This window comes from candidate division KSB1 bacterium (genome assembly GCA_034506255.1).
In the GTDB taxonomy this organism is placed as follows: Bacteria; Zhuqueibacterota; Zhuqueibacteria; order Zhuqueibacterales; family Zhuqueibacteraceae; genus Coneutiohabitans; species Coneutiohabitans thermophilus.
Map to the genome: position 1 here is coordinate 485,488 of JAPDPX010000005.1, position 22,546 is coordinate 508,033.

14 protein-coding genes are annotated in these 22,546 nt (G+C 59.8%); 12 read left to right on the top strand and 2 right to left on the bottom strand.

The features are described from left to right. The first annotated feature begins 13 nt into the window (after positions 1 to 13). Entirely contained in the window at positions 14 to 1,351 is a 1,338-nt protein-coding gene (locus tag ONB52_12830; GenBank protein ID MDZ7417023.1) for a sigma-54 dependent transcriptional regulator, read from the top strand. 1,107 nt (positions 1,352 to 2,458) lie between these two features. Here ONB52_12830 and ONB52_12835 read toward each other — a convergent pair. After that, a complete protein-coding gene (locus ONB52_12835; protein ID MDZ7417024.1) occupies positions 2,459 to 3,505 on the bottom strand; it encodes a hypothetical protein in 1,047 nt (348 codons plus the stop codon). A 1,253-nt stretch (positions 3,506 to 4,758) separates the two neighbouring features. Between ONB52_12835 and ONB52_12840 the strand changes: the two genes are divergently transcribed. From ONB52_12840 to ONB52_12885, 10 genes are all read left to right on the top strand, one after another. After that, positions 4,759 to 6,609 (top strand): tetratricopeptide repeat protein, encoded by a 1,851-nt coding sequence (locus ONB52_12840; protein ID MDZ7417025.1) that lies wholly within the window; start codon positions 4,759 to 4,761, stop codon positions 6,607 to 6,609. Positions 6,610 to 6,813: 204 nt separating this feature from the next. Continuing rightward, the gene (locus ONB52_12845) at positions 6,814 to 8,172 is read left to right on the top strand and encodes a hypothetical protein (protein ID MDZ7417026.1); all 1,359 of its coding nucleotides are present in this window, start codon (positions 6,814 to 6,816) and stop codon (positions 8,170 to 8,172) included. A 71-nt stretch (positions 8,173 to 8,243) separates the two neighbouring features. Next, positions 8,244 to 8,720 (top strand): hypothetical protein, encoded by a 477-nt coding sequence (locus ONB52_12850; protein MDZ7417027.1) that lies wholly within the window; start codon positions 8,244 to 8,246, stop codon positions 8,718 to 8,720. Between the two features lie 692 nt (positions 8,721 to 9,412). Further along, complete coding sequence (locus ONB52_12855) at positions 9,413 to 9,799, top strand: nucleotidyltransferase domain-containing protein (GenBank protein ID MDZ7417028.1); 387 nt, start codon at positions 9,413 to 9,415, stop codon at positions 9,797 to 9,799. Continuing rightward, complete coding sequence (locus tag ONB52_12860) at positions 9,800 to 10,210, top strand: DUF86 domain-containing protein (protein ID MDZ7417029.1); 411 nt, start codon at positions 9,800 to 9,802, stop codon at positions 10,208 to 10,210. A 2-nt stretch (positions 10,211 to 10,212) separates the two neighbouring features. Continuing rightward, positions 10,213 to 12,294: a (E)-4-hydroxy-3-methylbut-2-enyl-diphosphate synthase gene (ispG, locus tag ONB52_12865; protein ID MDZ7417030.1), complete on the top strand. Its 2,082-nt coding sequence runs from the start codon at positions 10,213 to 10,215 to the stop codon at positions 12,292 to 12,294. Position 12,295: 1 nt separating this feature from the next. Continuing rightward, positions 12,296 to 13,480, top strand: a complete 1,185-nt coding sequence (locus ONB52_12870; protein MDZ7417031.1) for a long-chain fatty acid--CoA ligase — start codon at positions 12,296 to 12,298, stop codon at positions 13,478 to 13,480. 534 nt (positions 13,481 to 14,014) lie between these two features. Then, positions 14,015 to 15,349 carry a hypothetical protein gene (locus tag ONB52_12875; protein MDZ7417032.1) on the top strand — a complete coding sequence of 445 codons (1,335 nt, stop codon included), beginning with the start codon at positions 14,015 to 14,017 and terminating at the stop codon, positions 15,347 to 15,349. A gap of 132 nt (positions 15,350 to 15,481) precedes the next feature. Next, on the top strand, positions 15,482 to 16,774 hold the full coding sequence (locus ONB52_12880; GenBank protein ID MDZ7417033.1) for an AI-2E family transporter: 1,293 nt from the start codon (positions 15,482 to 15,484) through the stop codon (positions 16,772 to 16,774). 690 nt (positions 16,775 to 17,464) lie between these two features. Further along, a complete protein-coding gene (locus ONB52_12885; protein ID MDZ7417034.1) occupies positions 17,465 to 18,328 on the top strand; it encodes a cysteine peptidase family C39 domain-containing protein in 864 nt (287 codons plus the stop codon). 107 nt (positions 18,329 to 18,435) lie between these two features. On the opposite strand, the gene ONB52_12890 is transcribed toward ONB52_12885, so the two are convergent. Then, positions 18,436 to 20,235 (bottom strand): ATP-binding protein, encoded by a 1,800-nt coding sequence (locus ONB52_12890; protein MDZ7417035.1) that lies wholly within the window; start codon positions 20,233 to 20,235, stop codon positions 18,436 to 18,438. 711 nt (positions 20,236 to 20,946) lie between these two features. On the opposite strand from ONB52_12890, the gene ONB52_12895 reads away from it, so the two are divergent. Then, the gene (locus ONB52_12895; protein ID MDZ7417036.1) at positions 20,947 to 22,149 is read left to right on the top strand and encodes an aminotransferase class I/II-fold pyridoxal phosphate-dependent enzyme; all 1,203 of its coding nucleotides are present in this window, start codon (positions 20,947 to 20,949) and stop codon (positions 22,147 to 22,149) included. Positions 22,150 to 22,546 lie beyond the last annotated feature (397 nt).

Sequence of the window (22,546 nt, forward strand, 5' to 3'; positions counted from 1 at the left end):
ACCCGTGTCCAGTATGAACGACTATCGTGTTTTAATTGTCGACGACGAGGCGCGCATGTGCGCCGTGCTCAAGGCGGCGCTGGAGCCGGAAGGGTATGCCGTGACCACCGCCACCAGCGGCACGGCGGCGATCAATGCGCTCGACACCCACGCCTTTGATCTGGTTTTGACCGATCTGCGCATGGAGGGGCCGGACGGCCTGCAGGTGCTGGATTTCGTCAAAAGACGCCACCCCGCCTGCGACGTGATTTTGATGACCGCCTACGCCACCGCGCAGACCGCAGTCGAAGCGATGAAGCGCGGGGCGTATGATTACATCATCAAACCCTTCGAGCTTGATGAACTCAAGCTCAGAATCCGGCGCCTGGCCGCGAGCCGGGCGCTGGCGGAGGAGAACCGCAGCCTCAAGCGCGAGCTGCGGCAGCGTTACTCCGTGGAGAACATGATCGGCAGGAGCGGGGCGATGCAGGAAGTCTACAAAATGATCCACAAAGTCGCACCCAGCGATGCCACGGTGCTGATTCGCGGGGAAAGCGGCACCGGCAAGGAATTGGTGGCGCAGGCGATTCACTATCTCAGCCCGCGCGCCGACAAGCCGTTTGTGACCATCAACTGCGCGGCGCTGCCGGAGAATCTGCTGGAAAGTGAATTGTTCGGCTATGAAAAGGGCGCGTTCACCGGCGCCGACAAGCGCAAGCCCGGCCTGTTCGAAGTGGCGGGGGAAGGCACCATCTTTCTCGACGAGATCGGCGAAATCTCCCCGGCAATTCAGGTGAAGCTGCTGCGCGCACTGCAAAACCGCCAGATCATCCATCTCGGCGGCACCGAGCCGATCACCATTCGCAGCCGCACCATTGCCGCCACCAATCGCGATTTGGAAGCGGGTTTGAAAAGCGGGATGATTCGCGAAGATTTCTACTATCGCATCAACGTCTTCCCGATCACGATTCCCGCGCTGCGCCGCCGCCTGGAGGATCTGCCCGATCTCGTCGGCCATTTTCTCACCCGGGCCGGCAGAAAACCGGCCGCCATCACGCCCGAGGCCATGGAGAAGCTGCGCCTGTATTCCTGGCCGGGCAATGTGCGCGAGCTGGAAAACGTCATCGAGCGCGCGCTCATCATGGCGGGCGGCCAGCCCATCAGCATTGCGGATCTGCCGCCGCACATTCAGGGCGTGCAGAAACTGCCGACGGCATTCGACATTCCGGAGGAAGGCATCAATCTGGAAGACATGGAGCGGCGGCTGCTGCATCGTGCCATCGAGAAAGCCGGCGGCAACAAGAGCCGCGCCGCCAAGTTGCTCGGCATCACCCGCCGCAAGCTTTATTCGATGCTGGAACGGCTGGGCTGAAACCGCACGGACGGCCAAAACGATGAGAGGGGTCGCGAGCGACCGGCGCATTTGCCGCCGCGCGCAAACGCAACGCCTCTCCGCGTATTGTCAGCCCGACAAACCGGCGCGCGCCGGCGGATTCCCTCTTGCCGGGCCGGCTGAGGACCGAAAGGTCGCAAGCCTTGTCACATTCTCCCATCACAACGGCCACGGGACGCCGGCGCCCGAGCCGGACACGATCCTCAAAGAACTTTCCCCACGCCTGCGGGAGTGACACCGCCCGCCTCACCTCTCCCTCCCTCACCACCGGACTGCGCAGCTTCACAGCCCCGCGCGTGGCCAGCCAATACTCCGGTGGGCGCATGGAATCTTGTCCGCCAGCGGGCGGATAATTTTTGTCCCTCTGGAAAGCATGAACTTTTTGAATTTCATGCTCGTCGGTGTGGGTAAATGATAACGCGGCACGCAGCCACCACCAAATTCTCCGGACGCGGCGCCCCCGGGGTTCACGCTGATCTTTGTCTGCGGTGATCTGCACAAATCTGTGTCTTGAAAATTGTGGTCATTGCCGTGTGCGCTTGCATATTCATCGTGATGAAAACGTAGCGCAGACCTCTTGACTGCCTGCAGGCATCGTTGCGGTAATTTGCCATGTCGCGCGCGGCAGTCCGCGTGATGAAAATGAACTTTCGTAGTCGTGCCTTCAGGCACCGACCCTGAAGGGTCTGCTGCAAAAGTATCTTACTCTTGGCCGGGGCTGGAATTCGAGTTGCGGAGCGCCAAGCTTCTGCCTGGCACGCCCATTCAACAAATCACCCTGAACGGGTGGCAAAAATGTTCCGCGGCAGCCCGGCCGTTGCATCAAAGGCCTCGGCATTTTGACACCATTGGAAGGCTTGGCAAGCACAACACCCCGAGTTTGGAAAATTTTCTGAACGACATTCTTCCCCACCAGCACACCCCACCCCGGGCAATCCGCGTCGCCGGCAAGCAGGCAGTCACCCGGCCGAAATGCCGGCAATCGCTTAACGCCCCGCCGCATGCAAAAGATCGGGGCGTTCTGCTCCGGCTTTGCGCGGCAGTCGTTTTGCGCTTGTCGGGTCAGGTACTTTGTGGGAGAAGGAATCAGAGTTGTGGAACGGGTGGTTGCGTGCGCAGCGAGGCCACGATGTTGGCCTCCATGCCGTGAATGAGAGACATGATGCCGGTTTCCGGGTCGTAAAGCAGGCTGTGGTTGACTTCGGCAAAATAGTCCGCAATCGTTTGCCGTAATTTCGGCCGCTCGCTGGCTTCCGTTTGCTGATGATCCCACACCTCCCAAATGATGATCCCGAAACCCACGATCAATCCCAGCAGTTTGCCACCGCTCCTGGCCGCCACCTTGCCGCCGGTTTTGACCGCCACCTCCGCGGCCGCTTCGCCGGCGGCTTTGCCTGCCAGCCTGCCCGACACTGTGCTACCGAGGCTTTGCAGTGTCGGGCGGAAGGTTTGCGCCAGCAGCACACCGCCCGTCAGCGAGACGGCGGTTGCGGCCTTGAGGGACAGCGCAATTTCACGACTGCCTTCGGTCTGCGTGGTCAGCACCGCAATGTCGTTGAGGTAACGTTCCCACTCGGGCGCAGGAATTTTGTATTCCGCCGGAATGCCGGCCAGCCCGGCGGTCAGACGGCTGAGGTACACTTGCAACACCTCGGTGGTGATGCGTTCCAGCTCCAACTGCGCGATTTGCGGCCGCAACACACGCTGCGCAAACTCTTGCTGCACTTCTTCCGTGAGGCGTGCCGCGGCTTCCGGCTCATTCGCAAAAATGTAATGCAGCACGCGGTAGCCCAGCGCCTTCAGGGCGAGCTTCTGCTGGTTCCAATAGCCGAAATACCAATCGAGAAAATCATGATCCACCCGCCACATCAAATCGTCACTCCAGGCCTCGAGCTTTTGGGTTGCCGTGGTTTCCGCGGCGGTGCGTGCCTGCGCCAACACCGCCACGATGGCCGCGTCAACCTGTGACCAATCAACCGGCGGCGCGGGAACCGGCCTGGTCTGGCGTGCGGCGTCGGTCGCTTCGCGGTCCAACCACCATTTGCCCGGTATCATAATGACGATCACCACCACGATCAGCCAAATGATTTTGGCGGGCAAACCCGCCTGGACATTGCGTTTGTTGTCAGCCATGACAGTTTTGCGGAAAGTCCACCACTCGCTTCCGATTTGCCCCAAAGGTTCCAACCTGCATTTTACCTCTTCTTTTTGCCACCTTATGACCTCTGGGGAAGGATGTGCCAACTTAACGTTGTAACTGACAGTCCGTCTAAAATTGCTGACTTTGCAAGGACGGTTCCTGCAACGGTTTGGCCGTTGCTTTAAATGCACCGAATTTTTCATGCCGCTGGCTTTTGCGGTCACCCCGGCTCAGCCGGGGGTGGTCCGTTTTCAGCCAGACGCTGAATAAGCGCTTTGGGATGGAAATCGGTTCAGACTGTCGGGAAATAGCGCAAACATCACATCAAAGTCAAGAACGCCTGCGCCACGCCAGCTTGATTTGGAGCTGAAGGCCGCCACAGCATGGTACACGCAAGGCTGTCAAACACAGCCATTATCTTCCGCAACCCTCACTTTTGCTGGTATTAAGCATGCGTCAGCCGCTGACTAACAGCCACAAATCATCATGGAGGTCAGCAGCCGCAAAATGCCACAGGGGACCCCAACAAGTTTTATCATTTGAAAAGCTCGAGGGTCTCCGTCCGGCAACAGCGGACTTTGGAGGAATGTCTCTGCAACACGCCTGTTGCTTCAAAACCTGCCAAGTTTTCACGATAAACACTTAGAAGACACCGCGGCTCCGCCAGCGAAGCTTGGGCGGGCAAACGTTATTTCATGGCTTTGATTACGATCAGCGACTTCAAGTGATGGAGGCCTTTGTCGGGGAAGATACTTGTAACTGATCCCTCTTTCTCTTGTGAAAGCTGCGCTCCCACGCAATGGTTCTCCAGGGTTGCCGTGGGAATTCCTGATTTGTGGCAGCAGTCCATCTCTTGACCATTGGGCTGAACCATGACTTCGCTGGTATGATGACTGTGCCTGCCTGCTGGTGTCATTGCAGGAGGCATCCGGCCAAAGGCGTGGGGTCACGCTCGTGTTGTTGCCCGCTTTTATGAAATTTCACCACCCTGCCAGGCCTTTTACAAGCTTGGCCGGAAGGGCAGAGCGGGAGGCCACGCCAACACATCAAGATACCGCCACGTCAATCCCAGTCTTTTATTTCAAGAGCGATGTGAGCAACAAACCGGGCATTTGTCCTTCTTCCCCCTGCGCTTGGTGCATGCAGAGGCAGGTACCCGCCGGGCAGGAACAGGGGGTGAGCCAAGCCGCCAGCGGGGAGGAACATCTCGAAAAGCAATGCGACAATTCACTTGCAGAGGTGCTTCATGAAAATCACTTCCCTCTTCGCTGCTGCGGCGAGCAGCGCGCTGCTCTGGCTGCCGCTGGCAACGGTGTCCGCGCAATCACAGCAGACGGAAGCCCTGGCGTGGTTTCAGGCGGGCCTCAAGGAACAGGATCCGCAAAAAAAGATCGCCGCCTATCAACGGGCGATCACGCTCGATCCTGAATTCGTCGAGGCCTTGTACAATCTCGGTGTGACCTACAAGCGTCGGGGTGATTTGGGGCGGGCGGAGGAATATCTGCGTCGCGCGTCCATCATCAAACGCGAGGGCGTCAAGAATGAAACAAGATTTCAGATTTTGTATGAGCTGGCCGGCGCCTATCGCCGGCTGGAGAAGCCCGCGGAGGCCGAGACGGCATGGCGCGAGGCCCGGCGCCTGACCACCAACGCGGACATGCGCGCCCGCATCGCGTTGGAACTGGGGCGGTTGCTCGCGCAGCAGGGGCGCCATCAGGAGGCCCTGACCGAATTGCGCGAGGGCCGCGGTCTGAGCAGCGAGAACCAGGCCGACTTCACGGCCCTGATCGATGCCATTGAGCGGGAAGTGGAAATGCAGCGGCTCTATCAAGCCGCGGAGGGCGCGCTCGCCGCACGCCGGTATGCCGAAGCCCGGACGTTGCTGGAGCAACTGCGGGCCAAGGACACGGGCTATCGGGACGTGACGGCGAAGCTTGCGCTAATCGACTCCCTGCTGACGACGGAAGCCCGGCAGACCACTGTTGCTGCCCTGTATGACCAGGCGCGGCGTTATGTCGCCGATGGCCGCTGGGAACTGGCGGTGGCCGCTTACGAGAACATTCAGCAGCAGGCCCCCGGCTACAAGGATGTCGCGGCCCAACTGGAGAACGCGCGCCGGCAACTGGAGCAAAAGCAGCTCACCGAAAATCTCGAGCGCGAATATGCCAGTGGCATGGCGGCGCTCAAAGCACGCAACTGGGCACGCGCCATTCTCGCCTTCGAAGAAGTTTTGCGGCTGGATCGCAATTTTCGTGATGCCCGCAAACGCCTGAGCGAGGCGCAAAACGGGCTGGATCGCGAAAGCAGCGAGTCGGTGGCGGCGCGCTACTATGCCGAGGGCGTATCGGCATACGGCCGCAATGATCTCGGTGCGGCGCTGGCGGCACTGGAAAAAGTGCGGCAAATCAATCCCGGTTATCGCGACACGTCACACTTGCTCGCCGAAATCGAAGCCGCGCTGCAACCCAGGCAAAGCGTGACTGTGCCTGCGCCGACCGCCGCGGTTTCCTCGCCCCAAGTCGATTCGCTTTATCAGGCCGGCATGGCAGCCTTCGACCGGCAGGATTGGGCACAAGCAGTGTTTTGCCTGGAGAAGGTGCAAACGCTGGCGCCCAATTACCAGCAGGTGGTCGATTACCTGGCGCAGGCCCGCACCAATCTCCATCTCAGCACGCCACGGCGGGCCGCACAGGCCGAGCCGGGCGGCGGGCTCACCCCCGCCCATTTTGCCGGGGTGCTGTTGCTTGTGGGGATCGTTCTTGGTGTCATCCTGCTTTCGCCGGCAAGCCGGGCCCGCTTGCAGCTTTTACGCGGCAATCATGCCGCGGCCGTGGCCCTTTATGAAGACTTGCTGGCGCGGCATCCACAACGCGCCAAGTTCTACACCAATCTGGCGAACCTGTATCTGCTGATGGGCCGCACGGATGAGAAAGCCATGAAAGTTTTCAAAACCGTTTTGCAATTGAATCTCGCCACGCGCCATCGTGACCGCATCGCCCTGCTCGTCGAGCAAAATGCACCCCCGGCTGGAAGGCTGGACGCCGATGCCGGCGCGGTTTTGGGGAATGCCATGCGGCCGGAATCGAACAAGCAGTGACCGCATGCAGTCACACGTTCTCCCAAAGGACGTGAGCACTGTTGCGCGGGACAGATGGGGTGTGCCAGCCGGGCAATGCCTGGCAACCGGAACAACCCTGCCGCCCGGAAATGGCGTGTGGAATCAAAACGATTTCGCTGCGTGCCAGCGTCAGTCGTGGCACAGTCAGCACAACTTGTACCTCGTTGAAGGAGCTTTCCTCTCATGAAGACCATTTATGCGGTGTCTTTCCTCATCGGTGCGTTCTGGCTTGGGTTGGTGGCTGTGAATACCGGCCTGTTGGCAGCAAATGGCAACCCGTCTCCGGCAACCGGCAGCACAACAACCCGGAACGTCTCCACTGTCCCCGACACCACAGAAGAAGAATTTGGTTTCGGCGAGATAACTTTGCCGGGGCTTAGTCTCAACTCGTTGAATATCTACGGCTATTTTGCCAGCCGCTTGGAAAAAACTTTTGGCGAGCCGAGCGCCACGGCCAACGGCATCATCAAGGAAGATGCACCGGCGGAATTCCTCTACCCCTCCTTCGATTTGCTGGTACAGCACCAGATTACGGACAAATTCAAGGCCTTCATTAACCTCAATGCCGTTGGCAGCGGCCTGGTAGATTTGCACAACTTTTGGGCGGAGTATTCCGCCAGTGCGGCCCTCAACCTCCGCATGGGCAAGGTCTACCGCAAATTCGGCCTGTACAATGAAATTCTCGATGCCGTGCCGACCTATTATGGCATCGAACCCCCGGAATTGTTCGATGCGGATCATCTCATGCTTTCGCGCACCACCGCGTTGATGCTCTACGGCAGCATTGGCCTTGCCGCCGGTAACCTCAACTACAGCATCTCAACAGACAATGGCGAGGGCGACGCCGCCAAGGGGGTGATCCCGCTGGGCTATGACTTGCACTACAAATTTGGCGGCGGAGATTACACCCTCGGGGTTTCCGGCTACGTCTCGGGTGGCGAGACCACTCCCGATGTGGCCGTTGGCGAGGGTCCGCCGCACGGCGGCGTCCTGCCGTGGATGGCAGGGGATAAATTTTCCGTGATTGGTGGCTACCTGGAGATGCATCGCGGCCCGCTCACTCTGCAAAGCGAGTATTGGCATGCCTCCCATCACGCCCGCCGCGATCCCGAGGCCGTCCTCACTGTGATCAACAATGCCAAACTCAATGCCAATCAACTGGCGCGCTTCCTGAAAAACCCGGCTTTGGGTGCGACCGCGGAAAATGTCAACCCCCTTGCCAACTTTGGCATCAGCACTTGGTATGTGCGTGCCGGCCTTTCGCGGGAGACGAGGCTGGGCGAGTTTGCTCCTTATGTGCAGTGGGACCACTACCGCAATCCCGAGGTTATTGCCAAAAAGAAATTCGGCGGCGACAACGAAGCCGGCGTGGCCGATGACGGCGTGTTCGACAAGTCCACCGTCGGCCTGGTTTTTCGTCCCATTCCGCAAGTCGCCATCAAGCTCGACCAGAGTTTTCACTTCTACCGGCTCGCAGGCCAGCAGGTGAACTACTGGGAGCTTCGACTCGATGTTTCCATGCTCTATGGTCAGGGCTTTTGAGTCGTGATAATTGATGGCTGCGACATGCCGCCGCGCGTGTCGCAACAACTTTCTTACCGCGTGGAGAACAAATGATCAAGCAGCGACTTGCCGTCCCCGCCAACCATTGCTGGACTCTGATCGGGCTTTTGGTCCTGCTGGGCACATGGCAACCGGGGCAGGCACAAATCAGCATCGTGGTGGCCCGCTCCGCCGCGCTGGATTCCAACAGCCTCAAACCAGCGGAAATCAAGGAAATTTATTCCGGCAACAAATTGAAATGGCCCAATGGCGCCAAGATTCAGGTGGTCGATCAAGCGGAAACCGAGGTTGGCAAAAAGTTCTATGAAACGCTGATGGGCAGATCCTTCAACCAGGTGCGCCAGCAGTGGAACAAGCTCATGCTCTCCGGACAGGCTTCCGCACCGCTGCAATGCCCCTCGGACAAAGCGGTCAAAAAAGTGATCGCCAGCCGGCCATACGCCATCGGTTATATTCTCACCAGCTCGCTGGATAACACGGTGAAGGAGATTTTGCGCCTGCCCCTGAAACCGGCAGAGGAGAAGTGAGCCGCATCCGCGATGCGGTTCTTCTCTGAATATATCGCAGCGCAGGCTTCCCGCCTGTCTGGCAGGCAAGAGGTCTGTGCTACATTTATCGTGAGGGCGATCGCACAGCTTTTTAGAATCCAGATTTTCACAGGTCCCGGCTGAGTTGCTGGCAAATTTTTACCCGCGGTATTTTTGACGCCCCACGCAATGGGCGGATGGGCATCGCGATCACATCTGTGGTTATCGCGGAGAAGCTCCGCTTTAGTGCAGAAAGCAGGTGCCGGATCCGCCACCGCGTGTCATCCGGCGACAATCAAGTGAACGCCACGGCGCGCCGTCCAAACCCCACAGAAAAATTCGGGTACGATGCCAAATCCTCTGCAAGATTCGCCGGGACGAGATGTTGCGTGCCCCTGCTGAGAATCATGGTCACGGTGCAACAATCCCGCCTCTGCTGAAGTCTGCGCAGCCATCACTCGAGCCCCCACGCCCGCGGTCTTGCCACACCGGCCCCTCAATTTGTGCCAGTCAAGCATCAGGCGTGGGAGTTCAACCGGTGCAAACTCCCGGGCACACTTCCGGCACGGACGGCCCTCCCCGCCGTGCGGTAAATCCTTTCTTTTTTCCCTCCGCCAGCGCCAGCATTGACTCTCCTCGCGGGATATGTTATATTCGCCCACCAACAAATGATGGCAGGAACGAGTGAAATCATGACGGCAACCCCGTTCAACCTCGAGGCGTTGCACCTGGCGCTGGCCGGCGAGCCGGCAATTGTGTTTGCCTATCTTTTCGGCTCGACCGTGAGCGGTGCAACCTCTGCTCTCAGCGATATCGATGTAGCCATCCATCCCGACCGCCGGCTGAGCCTGGACGAACGGCTTGGCATCATACAACGGTTGATAAAAAAGACCGGCTGGGAGAATCTCGATGTCACCTTTCTCGATCGCCTGGAAAATCTTTATTTGCTCAACCACATCATTACCTCCGGCGTGCTGCTGCTGGATTGTGACCGTCATCGGCGCGAGCTGTTCGAAGTGAGGGCGCAGCACCGTCTGTTCGATTTTCAATACCAGCGCAAACTCTACCTGGGAGAGTAAATGAGCCTCGAGGCCATCACCAGGAAAATCGCCCGTATCCGCGAATATGCCGCCGTCCTGACCAGCCTGCAAGCGGATTGTGTGGCGCGTATGAAGCGCGACAAGATTTATCGCGGCGCCGTCTTGTACCATCTTTACATGATGGCCGATTCCTGCGTGGCGCCCGCTGAAATGGTGATCAAGTTGAAGGGCTTGCGCCGGCCGCAAAGCTACGCGGATGCCATCGATATCCCGGGAGAGGGCGGGATCCTGCCGGAAGACTTTGCCTATGACTTCGCGCGCGTGGCCGGCCTCAGGAACTTCCTGGCGCACGATTACGAGAAAATCGATTATGCCGGGGTCTGCCAGGCGATGGCACAGAAGCTGGACGATGTCAACCGTTACCTTGGATATATTGAAAGCAGCTTATGAGCATGACACCCTTGCCGTATTGTGAACATCCCTTTTTCCACCGCCGGCGGCCGACACATGAAGTGAAAGTCGGCGACCTCGGCATCGGCGGCAACAACCCCATCCGTGTGCAGTCCATGACCATCTCTGACACCATGGACACCGCCGCCACCGTGAAGGAAACCATTCAGCTTTATGAAGCCGGCTGCGAGATCGTGCGCATCACCGCGCCATCGCTGAAGGAGGCGGAAAATCTGCGTGCCATCAAGGCCGGGCTGCGGCGGCAGAACATTCGCGTGCCGCTGGTGGCGGACATTCACTACACGCCCAATGCCGCGCTGGTGGCGGCCGAAATCGTCGAAAAGGTGCGCATCAATCCCGGCAATTATGCCGACAAGAAAAAATTCGAGATGCGCGAATACACTGACGCCGAGTATCAGGCCGAGCTGGAACGCATCGCCGAACGCTTCACGCCGCTGGTGAAGAAATGCCGGGCCAACGGCGTGGCCATGCGCATCGGCGTGAACCACGGCTCGCTGTCCGACCGCATCATGAATCGCTATGGCGACACCCCGGAGGGCATGGTGCAGTCCGCGCTGGAATTCATCCGCATCTGTGAAGCACACGGCTACCGGGACATCGTGGTGTCGATGAAGTCTTCGAATCCCCAGGTGATGATTCAGGCCTATCGCCTGCTCGCCGCGCGCATGTATGAATTGGGCATGACCTATCCCTTTCATCTCGGCGTGACCGAAGCGGGTGACGGCGAAGACGGCCGCATCAAGTCCGCGGTCGGCATCGGCGCACTGCTGGAGGACGGGCTGGGTGATACCATTCGCGTGTCCCTGACCGAGGACTCGATTTACGAAATTCCCGTGGCGCGTGCGCTGGTGCGCAAGTTCAATGCTGCCGCGCCGCACCAGGACGTCGTTCCCGCGGTGGTGCGCCATGCCCCGGTTTCACCGCGGGATTATGCGGCCGTCGTGAATCCTTTTGTCTGCAATCGCCGCGCCACACAACCGATGACCATGCCCGGCCTGACTTTCGGCGGCAGGGAGCCGGTGCGGGTGGGAATCTCGCTGGCGTACAACAACGTCGCCAGCGAGGAGGTTCGCGCCCTGGTGCCGCCAGCGGGCTTCGGCAAATTCCAGGTGCTGGGCGCGCCGGCACCGCCGGTGGAAAATTTTGCAGAATGGCTCGAAACGGGCAGCGCTGGTTGGGATCTCGCCCGCACGATTGACTGCCTGCCTCTCACCCGGCAGGCGGTGCCGCTTGCGGCACCCTGGCAAAATGTCAACGGCAAACCGCACCCGTTCATCGTGCTGCTGCCCATGGCGGAGGCCTCCGCCGGGACAGTTCTTGCCGCCCGGCAGCAGGCGCAACAAAACGGGGGGCACGTGCAAGCCATTTTCACCACCGATATGATCGCCGCAGGTTCCGCTTTCGCGCAGGTGGATTTGCTGCAAAGGCTGCTGGCGGAGGGCTCGTGGTCGATTGGTGTCACCATTCCCGGCAATCGTCTCGGCCAGGTGGGATTGGTGCGCATGTTCGTGACCTATCTCGCGCGCCTGGGGGTGAACGTGCCGCTGGTGTGGCGCTATCAAATACCGGCGGAACGGCCGCAGGAAAGTGCCGACTGGATGCTCGATGCCAGCAGCCAGCTCGGCGCGCTGTTGTGTGACGGTCTGGGCGATGCGCTGATCATCACGGGCGCGATCGCGCCGGCGCAGGCAGCGCGTTTCAGCTACAACCTGCTGCAGGCCACGCGGCTGCGCATTTCCAAAACCGAGTTCATTTCCTGCCCGAGCTGCGGCCGCACGTTGTTCAATCTGCAAACCACCACCGAGCGCATCAAAGCCAAAACCGGCCATTTGAAGGGCGTCAAGATCGCGATCATGGGCTGCATCGTCAACGGCCCGGGCGAGATGGCCGATGCCGACTTTGGCTACGTCGGCACCGGGCAAAAGGTGGTGAGCCTGTATGTCGGCAAAGAGTGCGTGCAGCGCAACATTCCCGAAGAGGAGGCGGATGAACGCCTGATCGCGCTGATCAAAGCTCATGGCAAGTGGGTGGAACCGGCAGGCGCGGAGCAACCGCCTGCTTAAAATGACGAGAGGCACGCAGGTGAGAGAGCACGAAGCCCCGACGGCCGGCCGGCCGCCGGAAGGGGAAGCATCTTTGCCGCCGGCGGGGCACAACCACTCTGCTGCCCGTCATCCCCATGCCGAGTTGTTCGAGTTCATTTCCACGACCGCCCTCAGCAGCTTCGATGACGAGCACTTCGACCGGCTGGCGCTGAAAATTTTTGCCCATCAAATCCGGGAGAATGCGGTTTACCGCAGGTTTTGCGAACAGCTTTCCCCGGCTGCGCTCACTCCCCGCCACTGGCAGGAAATCCCCGCCGTCACCACCAGCGCCTTCAAACAAGTGCCGCTGGCGTGTTTTCCCCCCGAACAGGCCGTCTGCATCTTTCACACCAGCGGCACGACCCAGGCACGCAGCGGCAGGCATTACTTTCGCACGCTGGAATATTACCGCACCGCGGCATTGCGCAGCTTTCAAGCCTATTGCCTGCCCGATCGGCCGCAGTTGCGCATGCTGTTCCTTGGTCCCACCGCCGAACACTTTCCCCATTCCTCGCTGGGCTACATGTTCACGGCGATTCGCGAGGAATGGGGCGCGCGCGGCAGCGCTGCGTTCATGACGCCTGCCGGCCTTGATCTGGCCGGGCTGCGTCGCGCCCTGCTGCGTGCGCAGGAGGAGCAGATGCCCGTCTTCCTGCTGGGCACGGCCTTCGCACTGGTGGAATGTCTCGAGGCGTTCGCGGCGCAGGGCTTCACACCCAGGCTGCCGCCGCACAGCCGCATTCTCGATACCGGCGGTTACAAGGGCCGCACGCGCGAGTTGCCGCGGCGGGAATTTCAGCAGCGATTGTGCGAAGTTTTCGGCGTGCCGCGCGAGTTTTTGCTGAATGAATACGGCATGACCGAGCTGAGCTCGCAATTTTATGAGAGCCGGCTGCCGGGCACGCCGTTGCAGGATGCCAACTCCGACGTCAAGTTCATGCCGCCGTGGGTGCGGGTGCTGGCGGTTGATCCGGAAAACCTGCGGCCGCTGCCGCCGGGCGAAACCGGCCTGCTGCGCATTTTCGACTTGGCGAATATCGATTCGGTGATGGCGATTCAAACCGAAGACGTGGGCCGCGCCTGGCAGGATCGCATCGAACTGGAGGGCCGGGCGAGCGCGGCGGAATTGCGCGGCTGTTCGCTGTTAACGGAAAGAATCGGTTGAAAGTGCCGGCGCAACTTGCGCCGTGGCTGAGAACTGGAAAACCCGGCAAAAAGCGTGGTGGAAAAAGATGACGGCCGGGAGAGCTCATCATTGGCGCCGTCATTGCAATGACGCAGGGCAGGGAGGATGAGAGTGGGTTTGTAATGACACGTATCCTGTCCATCAAAAAAATCTTGCCGCTGCGAATGCTTTCAAGATTCCAAGTCGTCAAGCTCGAGTTTGCGGCCGGCGGCGGCTTGCAAGGCCGGTAAGGCATCCACATGCGGCTGGCAGGCGGGAATAAGTGTCGGGCGGCAGGCTGGGTGTCGCGAGCAGAGCTGATGAGTGTCCTTCCCTCATCTGCAGGGCGCGGCAAAAACAGCTCCCGCGGAGTGAGATCCGGTCGCCCCGAGAGGTTGGAAGGGTTGAACAGCTCCCGTGCTGCAAACAAGGCGCTCCGAGCGGGATCCGCCGTCCATGATACAGCTTCGCAATCCAGCTCAATAAACAATCCTGAACGGGAGTGCAAACGCCAGGCGAGTTTGCAACTGTGCCATGCATTCGGAAAACACTGCATTGCCACTGCCACCGTTTTTTGTGCCAGCCACCCTGGCTGCCCTGGACAATTTCCAGCAACCTTCGCCCGCTGGTTTGGCAGCCCTGGTGGCAGCCTTGCGGCGACCCGCGATTGGCTTCGGCCCCGACGCCAGCTCCTGGCAGCGTCGCGCTCTCAGCGCCTGGCACGCCGTTGCCCGCGCCTGGGAGAATTGGCGTTTCCCCGATGCGGAAAAAGTGTTGGATCAGCTCGAAAACGCAACCCGCATGAGTCGCACGGTGTTGCGCGAGAGTATTGCCAATCATTTCCGCGTGCTGGTGGAGAGTGATATGCAGGACTGGCTGGCAGAGATGGGCACGGCACGTGCCAGCCTCGCGCCAAACCAAACGCTGCCCGAGCTGGCATTCATCATCGCTGCCGGCAACATTCCCGGGGTCGCCATTCAACCTCTGGTGCAGCTTTCTTTGCTCGGCATCCCCACGCTGGTCAAAAGTGCCAGCGAAGAACCGTACCTGTTGCCGGCGCTGCTCGCCACCCTGGCACAACAGGATGCAGAAATTGCCGGCCTGCTGGCCGCGCTGAGCTGGCCGCGCAGCCAGCAGGCCCTCACGCAAGCAGTGCTGGGTGCCGGTCCTGCAGTGATTGCTTTTGGTGATGATGCGACCGTGGCACAACTGCGCCACGCGGCGCCGCCGCAGTACGTGCCACTGGGCGATCGTTTCAGCGCGGTGCTGCTGGAAACCTCCGCCGCCCGGCCTGAAATTTTGCGACGGCTGGCCCATGATTATATCATGTTCGATGGCAAAGGTTGTCTTGCACCGCAGGTGGTGCTGGTGATTGCCGACACCTGGGCTGAGGTGGCGAATCTCGCACTGCACTTTGCCGGCATTCTGGCGGAGGAAACCCGGCGCTGGCCGGCGGGCAACTGGTCATTGGCGGAGAAGGCGCTGATCCAGCAGTGGCGTGGTGAATGGCGGGCGCAGCGCGCGGCAGGCGGAAATATCGTGCTCTACGAACCGCCGGACACCTCGTGGACAGTGGTGGCGGCCGAGGATTGCGATCTCTCGCAGCGGGTGGCGTTCCGTGTCGTGCGGTTGTGCCGGGTGGGCAGCCTGCAGCAGGCGATGCAGGTGGTGCACAACCATCGCCACAAACTGCAAGCGCTGGCGGTGGCACTTGCGGAAGAACAGGAGCTGGCACGCTTCACGGATGATCTCGCGGAGGACGACGAGCTGACCGGCCGGCTGATTTGCGCGCCCGGCTACCTGCAGTGTCCGCCTTTCGCCTGGCTGGATGTCAATCATGCCTGGTTGCGGCTGCTGCGCGGGTTGTGAGGGCCTCCCGCCTGCGACCGGGCAAACTTTGCGTCAGCAGCCTGCTTTTCGCTTGCATTCACTGGCACCCGGCCCTATCTTGGCGCGTGTTTCAGAGCTGGGCACGCGAATGTTACAAACGGAATCTCAGAGATGTTGGTCACGGGCACCCACACCACCGCGGAGGAGCGCAAGCTGCTGTACCGCAAGCTGAAGGCCGAGAGGTTCAGCCGTTATTTCCTGCTGATCGTTCTGCTCGGCAGCATGCTGATGTTTTACAACATCGTCAAGCTTTTCCTGGTGCCGGTGCTGCTTGCCGCGGTGTTTTCGACGCTGTTCTATCCTTTTTATGAGCGGTTGCGCTGCCTCTTCCGAGGCAATGCCAGCCTCAGCTCCTTCGCCTGCTGCGCCATTCTCTTGCTGGGGCTGCTCATCCCGGTTTACATCCTGGCGGCGATGGTGGCGCAGGAGGCGATCGCCTTCTTCCAGGTCGCGCAGTTGGAGATTCAAAAGATCATCGCGCAGGGTGAGACCAGCTTCTTCGCCAGGATTTTGGACTCGCCCCTGGCGAAATTCCTGAATCTCGAGGAGCTCGACTGGCATGCCTACCTGCAGGAGAGTGCCAGGACGCTCGGCGCCTGGCTGGCCACGTTTATCAATGAGACTTCGCAGGGCACCATCGCCCTCATTACCAACCTGTTCGTGATGTTGTTCACCATGTACTACTTCTTCAAGGATGGTGAGCGGCTGGTGCAGCGGTTGAAATATCTCAGCCCGCTGGACGATGTTTATGAAGAAGCGTTGATCCTGCGCTTTGCCTCGGTGGCACGCGCCACGGTGAAAGGCACGCTGCTGATCGGCTTGATCCAGGGTTCGCTCGGCGGCCTGACGTTGTGGTTGTTCGACATCAGCTCGCCGATTTTGTGGGGGGTGATCATGGTGGTGCTCTCGATTCTGCCGTCGGTGGGCGCCTGGCTGGTGATGCTGCCGATCGCAGTGGTTCAGATCGCCACTGGCAGCGTTTGGCAGGGGCTGGTGATCGCCTTCATGGGCATGGTGGTGATCGGCAACGTCGACAATCTCATGCGGCCGCGGCTGGTGGGCCGGGACGCCGGCATGCACGATTTGATGATCTTCTTCTCGACACTGGGCGGCATCAGCGTGTTCGGCGTGATGGGCTTCATCGTCGGCCCGGTGATCGCAGTTTTCTTTCTGACCATTCTCGACATTTACAGCGTCGAATTCAAATCCCACCTCGAGCTGTCGCGCGAGAGCGGCGCGATCGAAGGGCTGCCCGCGCGCAAGCCGGCGGCACGCAAAGCCGCTGTCGTGCCGGAGCCACCCGCTGTTGACAGCCCGCCGGATAAACCGGCCAACCCGCCCAGAGCCCAGGAGCCCCCACCGAGCCCGGCGGTCACGGAGAAGGCGGCAGCGGCAGGGGATTGAATTTGTGTCCGTCCGAAACTATCGACCTTTTTTGACGAAGTGTTTCTGCAACGGCTGCCGTTGCTTCAAATACCCAGGATTTTTACCGGGACCAGGTGTTTTGGACCCCCCGCCTCATCCGGGGGCGTATGTGCTCGGATAGGCACTATTTGGTCGCAGCACAGGTTCTGACTCAGCGCCGAAATTTTGCAGGCTCATTGTTTGTCACGAGTCGCTGGCAAGTCAATGCTGCAGAAGACTTTTCATCTGCGGAGAGTAGGAGAGGTCCATACTCTATTTAAAAACTTGAGCTTGCCATAAAACACTGGCGGTTAGTCATGATTTAATTAGAGAATAAATTCGTTGTTCCCGCCTGAGAATCTGTTCCCCCCACCCTACTTGGCAATCCCGATTAAAAAAATTAGCAAAACTAGGCCTCTGGAAAAGCTTTAGATACAAACGATGAAACTTTTGATCACCAACTAATCCATTGCTTCTCAGCAAGAGTCGTATTATATTGCGCCACGCAAAAAACTGGGGGTTGGGGCGGATGGATGGTTCTCTCATCAACGTCTTGGAAAACAATAAGCACACCCTTTGACCTGCATTTGAAACTTTGCCCCTACTGCTGCGTTTGGGAGACCGAGTCGCGTTGTTATCAGATGAGAGTCCCAAGGATCATCTAAAAGTTCGCCGGTGACGGAGACCACTATGGCATTCGCCATCCAACCTGATGACTATAGCTGCGGCCCGACCTGCATCTACAATGCGTTGCGCTTGTTGGGCAATGCTGATATCTCCCTGAGCCGCATCAAGAAGGCGTGCGGCACCCGTCCCAGCAGTGGCACCACGGAAAATGGTTTGCAACGCGGTCTGCGACGCCTGGGTTATGAAGGCAAGGCGATGAACTGGGATCGCAAGAGTCATGGCCGGCAGGCGCTCGCCTGGGTGAGGGAGGAACACAGTCAGGGCCATCCGGTGATTTTGTGCGTTGATCGTTTCGAGCACTGGATTTTGGTGGCTGGTTCGAAAAGTCGTTCCTATTTCGTACTCGACCCCGAGCGGGGCAGCAGCCGGCGCGCCAAGATCTACCGTGTGTCCGGCACGCAATTGCTGCAGCGCTGGTGGAGCTATGACCGCGCCACCGGCACCGGCAGCTACTACGGCATCGCCATGCAGCCGCGCACGCAAAAGGCGCTGCGCCTGGCACAGAAGGCACTGCCGCTCACCAATCCGGAAGTCCTGGATCGCCTGCGGGAAAGCTCGAATGATCTGCTGACGGTTTCAGATGCCCTGGTGAGCACCTTTGGCGATGTCAAAAACGGCAAACACGTTTCGGATCTGCTGCTCAAACGCATTGCACCGATTTTGAAGAACCGGCGCTCCGACTCGGAATGGGCGGGGCTGGATTACGCCACCCTGTATCAACAGTTGCTCAACTTCCTGGCGTTTGCCAAGGGCCGCAAGCTCTACTACCGCCCGCGTCACCGTGAGAAAGCGCTGATTGATCTCACCTTTCTCATCCTGCTGCACACCCATGCGCAATCACGGCAGCAGCAGATGGTGGCCTCCTAGCAGATTTTTGACAAACAAAAAGCCCCGTGCGATCCCTCCTGCAGGATCACGCGGGGCTTGGTGTTTTATGATGGGGGAAGGGGCCGGTGCAGCGGCCTCCGCAGGCGTTAAGTCTCCCTTGCTGGTTCCTCCGCAGCCGGCAGTTCCACGATGAATAGGGCGTAGCCCCCCAGTTCACTCTCCACATAAATCTCACCCCCGTGTTCGCGCACAATTTGCCGGCTCAAGCTCAAACCCAGGCCCGTGCCTTGATCCTTGGGTTTGGTGCTGAAGAAGGGGGCAAAAACCCGGTGCAGATTTTCCGGCGCAATGCCGATGCCGGTGTCCATCACCGTGGTGCGCAGCCGCCGGCCACCGTCCGGCCGGGACACCAGCGTGGTGTGAATGAGAATCACTTTCTCCGGGTGCCCGCCTGCATACTTCAGGTTCAAGGCATACTGCGCATTGCTCAGCAGATTGACGAAAACTTCCTGAATCTGCTGGCAGTGGCAGCTCACCGGCGGCAAATGGGGCGCCGCGGTACTTTTCACCCGAATGCCGTCTTTGGCCAAACGTGGCTGCATCAAACTGAGCGCAGCGGCAATCACACCTTCCAGCGGGGTGACAAGGCGCTCCTGCGGTCGCAGCCGGGCGAAACCGAGAAGATGGCGCAGGATGCCGGTGATGCGCTCGCCCTCGGCAATGACCCCGCGCAACAGTCCGGCCTCCTCGGTTTCCGCCGGCATGCGCTCGTGCAGCAATTGCGCATAGCTGATGATGCCGGTCATGCGGTTGATGATCTCATGGCCGGCACTGGCGGCGAGCTCCATCAGTTCTGTCATACGGGCGGCAGGATTCTGCGGGCCGGTGGCGGGCAGCGCACTGTTCACTTCCCGCAAGGTTGCCAGGGCGCCAATCAACTGCTGGTGTGCGTCAAAGAGCGGGGCGAGATTGATAGCCAGTTCACGCTCCTGCCGGCCTTCACGCCAGACCTGCATCCGCCGGTCCTGCACTCTCCCGGCCTGTTGCAGCACAAGCTGAAGAGGATCGCCATGCCCGTCCGCCGGCCGCAACACCCAGCGCTGGCCGGCAAGCCGCAGCTCGCCCTCTCTCAGGGACAGGCGGGTGAAATCCTCCGCGGTCAAACCCAGCAGCGTTTCCGCCATGCGATTGTGAATGGCCGGCCGGCCCTCCGCATCGATCACCAGCAAGCCGTCATCGAGATGGCGCAGGATCAGCTCGCGCCACTCGGCGGCGCGCTGCAATTCCTCCTGATACAGGCGTTGTTCCGTCACTTCGCGGGCGATGCCCAGATACAAATCGCGTGACAATGCCATCCCGATGAAATCGAAAATCCGAAGGGCACCGTCGGCCTGGGTGACTGTCATGTCCCCGCGAAAATCGGCGGCAATCAGCAGGGCACTGAAATCCTCCTGATCCAGTCTGGCTTCCGCCAGCACGTCCGCCAGCGGTCGCCCCAGCAAATCAGCCCGCCGCCTGCCCCACAGCTCACAAAAACTGTCATTCACCTCCAGCAAGCGCATTTCACCGTCGGCGAGAAACATGGCATCGCGGGCTTTGCGAAAGGCCTGGAGACAAAGCTTTTCCGCAGCGGCAACGCGCGGATTACGCAGGCCGGTCATGCGATGCAGCATGCGACCCAGGCGGGCACGCGGCTGAAGCCGTTGCGGCGCCGCCTTGATCCCGGCTGGCACCGGGTCACTCAAGCGGATGACAACTGCCATCGTCAGGCCGAGGCCGGCTAGGGGAATCAGGCATGCCAGGCCGGCGTGGAGAGGCGGCGGGCTGAAGACGAACAAACAAAAACTTGTGGCTAAGAAGGCCGAGGCCGGCAAAATCAGCCGGGGCAGGGAACGTGTGAACCAAAGGGGCGGCTGCAAAGTCCGCAGGATTTTTTGAAGTCTCATCCTTGAGCCTCCAGAAATACGCAGGCTGTCGGGGGCGATGCTTTCACAGGAAGCCCGCCGCGATTCAGAATCTGGTCCGGTGCCAGCCCCCTGAGGCCGCGGCGATTGCTCAGCCTCAGCACCTGGGTGTGGGGAGGCAGCCGGTGCGCCGGGATGCTCCGGCGCAGGCATGGCAAATTGGTCGGGTTGGAACGCTGACGAGATGTGGATTGGGTCGGCATGTGCGGGCAGCGGTCCGGGTTACCCAGCAGAGCCCGGGGAAACCGGCGGCGCCGGTCTCGCGGCAGGCTCCCAGAAGGAGAGTGTCATCTCTCCAATTTGTTGATATGGAAGTACAAGCTGACAGAAAAAATTGCGGAAATTTATTTCAGCGAGGCGCACCCCGTTTTGGGGAAATTGCCGTGCCGCCGCCGGCACCATCCGGATGAAAACGTCACGCAGTTATCCTGTCTGCCTGCAGGCTGGAAGGCCGCACCACGGCATTTTCGTGATATTCGGTGGCATGAAATTGCCAAAAAGCGGGCTTTGTCTCTACATTACGCAACGTCTCTGGCAGCGGCCACTCACTCAGCCCTTCGCCCACCGAAGCAGAAGTCCCCGCGACCAGCGCTCCGTCATACGCCGGGAGCTTGCGCTTCTGTGGGCGACTTGTTTTCACCTGCAATACATTTCACGTTTCACAAACAACCAGGCTTTGTCACGGATCGAACCATGAGTCACATGAACAGCAATTACGAATTTCCCAGCCTGCAAAAACTGCCGCAATATGTTTTTCGTCAGGTGGCAGTGCTGATGGACAAGGCACGGCAGGAGGGCCGCGACATTATCGACTTCGGCATGGGCAACCCGGACGGCGCGCCGCCCCGCCATTTGGTGGAAAAGCTGCACCATGCCATCGAGGTGCCGCAGAATCACCGTTATTCTGTGTCGCGGGGTATCCGTCATTTGCGCCAGGCCATCTGTGAGTGGTACGGCCGCGGTTTTGGCGTCACCCTTGACCCTGAACACGAAGCGATCGTCTGTATCGGTGCCAAAGAAGGCATTTCCCATCTCATGCTGGCCGCCCTGCAGCGTGATGAGACGGTGCTGGTGCCCGTGCCCTCCTATCCGATTCATCTCTATGCCCCCCTGATTGCCGGCGGGCGCATTTGCCCGGTGCCCGTCTCGCCGGTTTCGGAGTTTTTGGGAAAGGTCGAGGCTGCCATCCGTCGCGAGCGCAGTGAGGGCCGGCCGGGGCCGCGTTTTTTAATCATCAGCTTTCCGCACAATCCCACCACCGCAGTGGTCGATTCCGCTTTCATGCAGCACGTGGTCGATCTGGCAAGGGAATATCGTCTGCTGGTGATTCATGATTTCGCCTACGCGGATCTGGTGTTCGACGGTTATCGCCCGCCTTCGCTCCTGCAGGTGCCGGGTGCCAGGGAACTGGCCGTCGAGTTTTTCTCGCTCTCCAAAAGCTACAATATTGCCGGCTGGCGTCTGGGCTTCATGGTGGGAAATGCCGCGTTGGTGGCGGCGCTGGAACGTTTGAAAAGTTACCTCGATTACGGCATCTTTCAGCCACTGCAAATTGCCGCCCTCGCCGCGCTCAATGGCCCGCAGGATTGTGTGCACGAAATCGTGGAAAACTACCGCCGGCGCCGCGATGTCTTGTGTCACGGTTTGCAGCAAATCGGCTGGCCGGTCGAGCCGCCCAGGGGCACGATGTTCGTCTGGGCACCCATTCCCGAAAAATTTCGCCCCCTGGGCTCGCTGGCCTTTGCCAGGTTCCTGCTCGACAAAGCCAATGTGGCCGTCTCCCCCGGGATCGGTTTTGGCGAGCACGGCGACGGCCACGTGCGCTTTGCGTTGATTCAGGATGAACAACGCACCCGGCAGGCACTGGCGGGCATCAAAACCGCGCTTGCACTCTAAACCGGGGGGCACACAAGAGCGTTCCCGCCTTGTGACACGCCCAGATCACTCGCGCAACAGAAAACAGAAATGTGATGAAAATAGAAATCCCACGAAAAGTCCCTTCGTGGGATTCCTGTTTCGGCGGCAACAAACCCCCAACCCCAGCCGGTTTCGGCAATCTCCAATTGCAAGCCTGCGATTTGAACCGCAGTTGAATTGAATCGCCTGTTAGTACAACGTTAAGTTGGCACCTCCACCCCCAACTGTCATCTGTAAGAACCTGAATTTTGCACCCAGATTGATCTCCCCTGCGAAAAACGCCGCTTTGATCGCGACGGCCAACCACCCAAGGGGTGGTGCATAAAAAATTGTGCAGGCAACCCTGCGGCCAACTCCGATAGGAGTGAACTGTTTT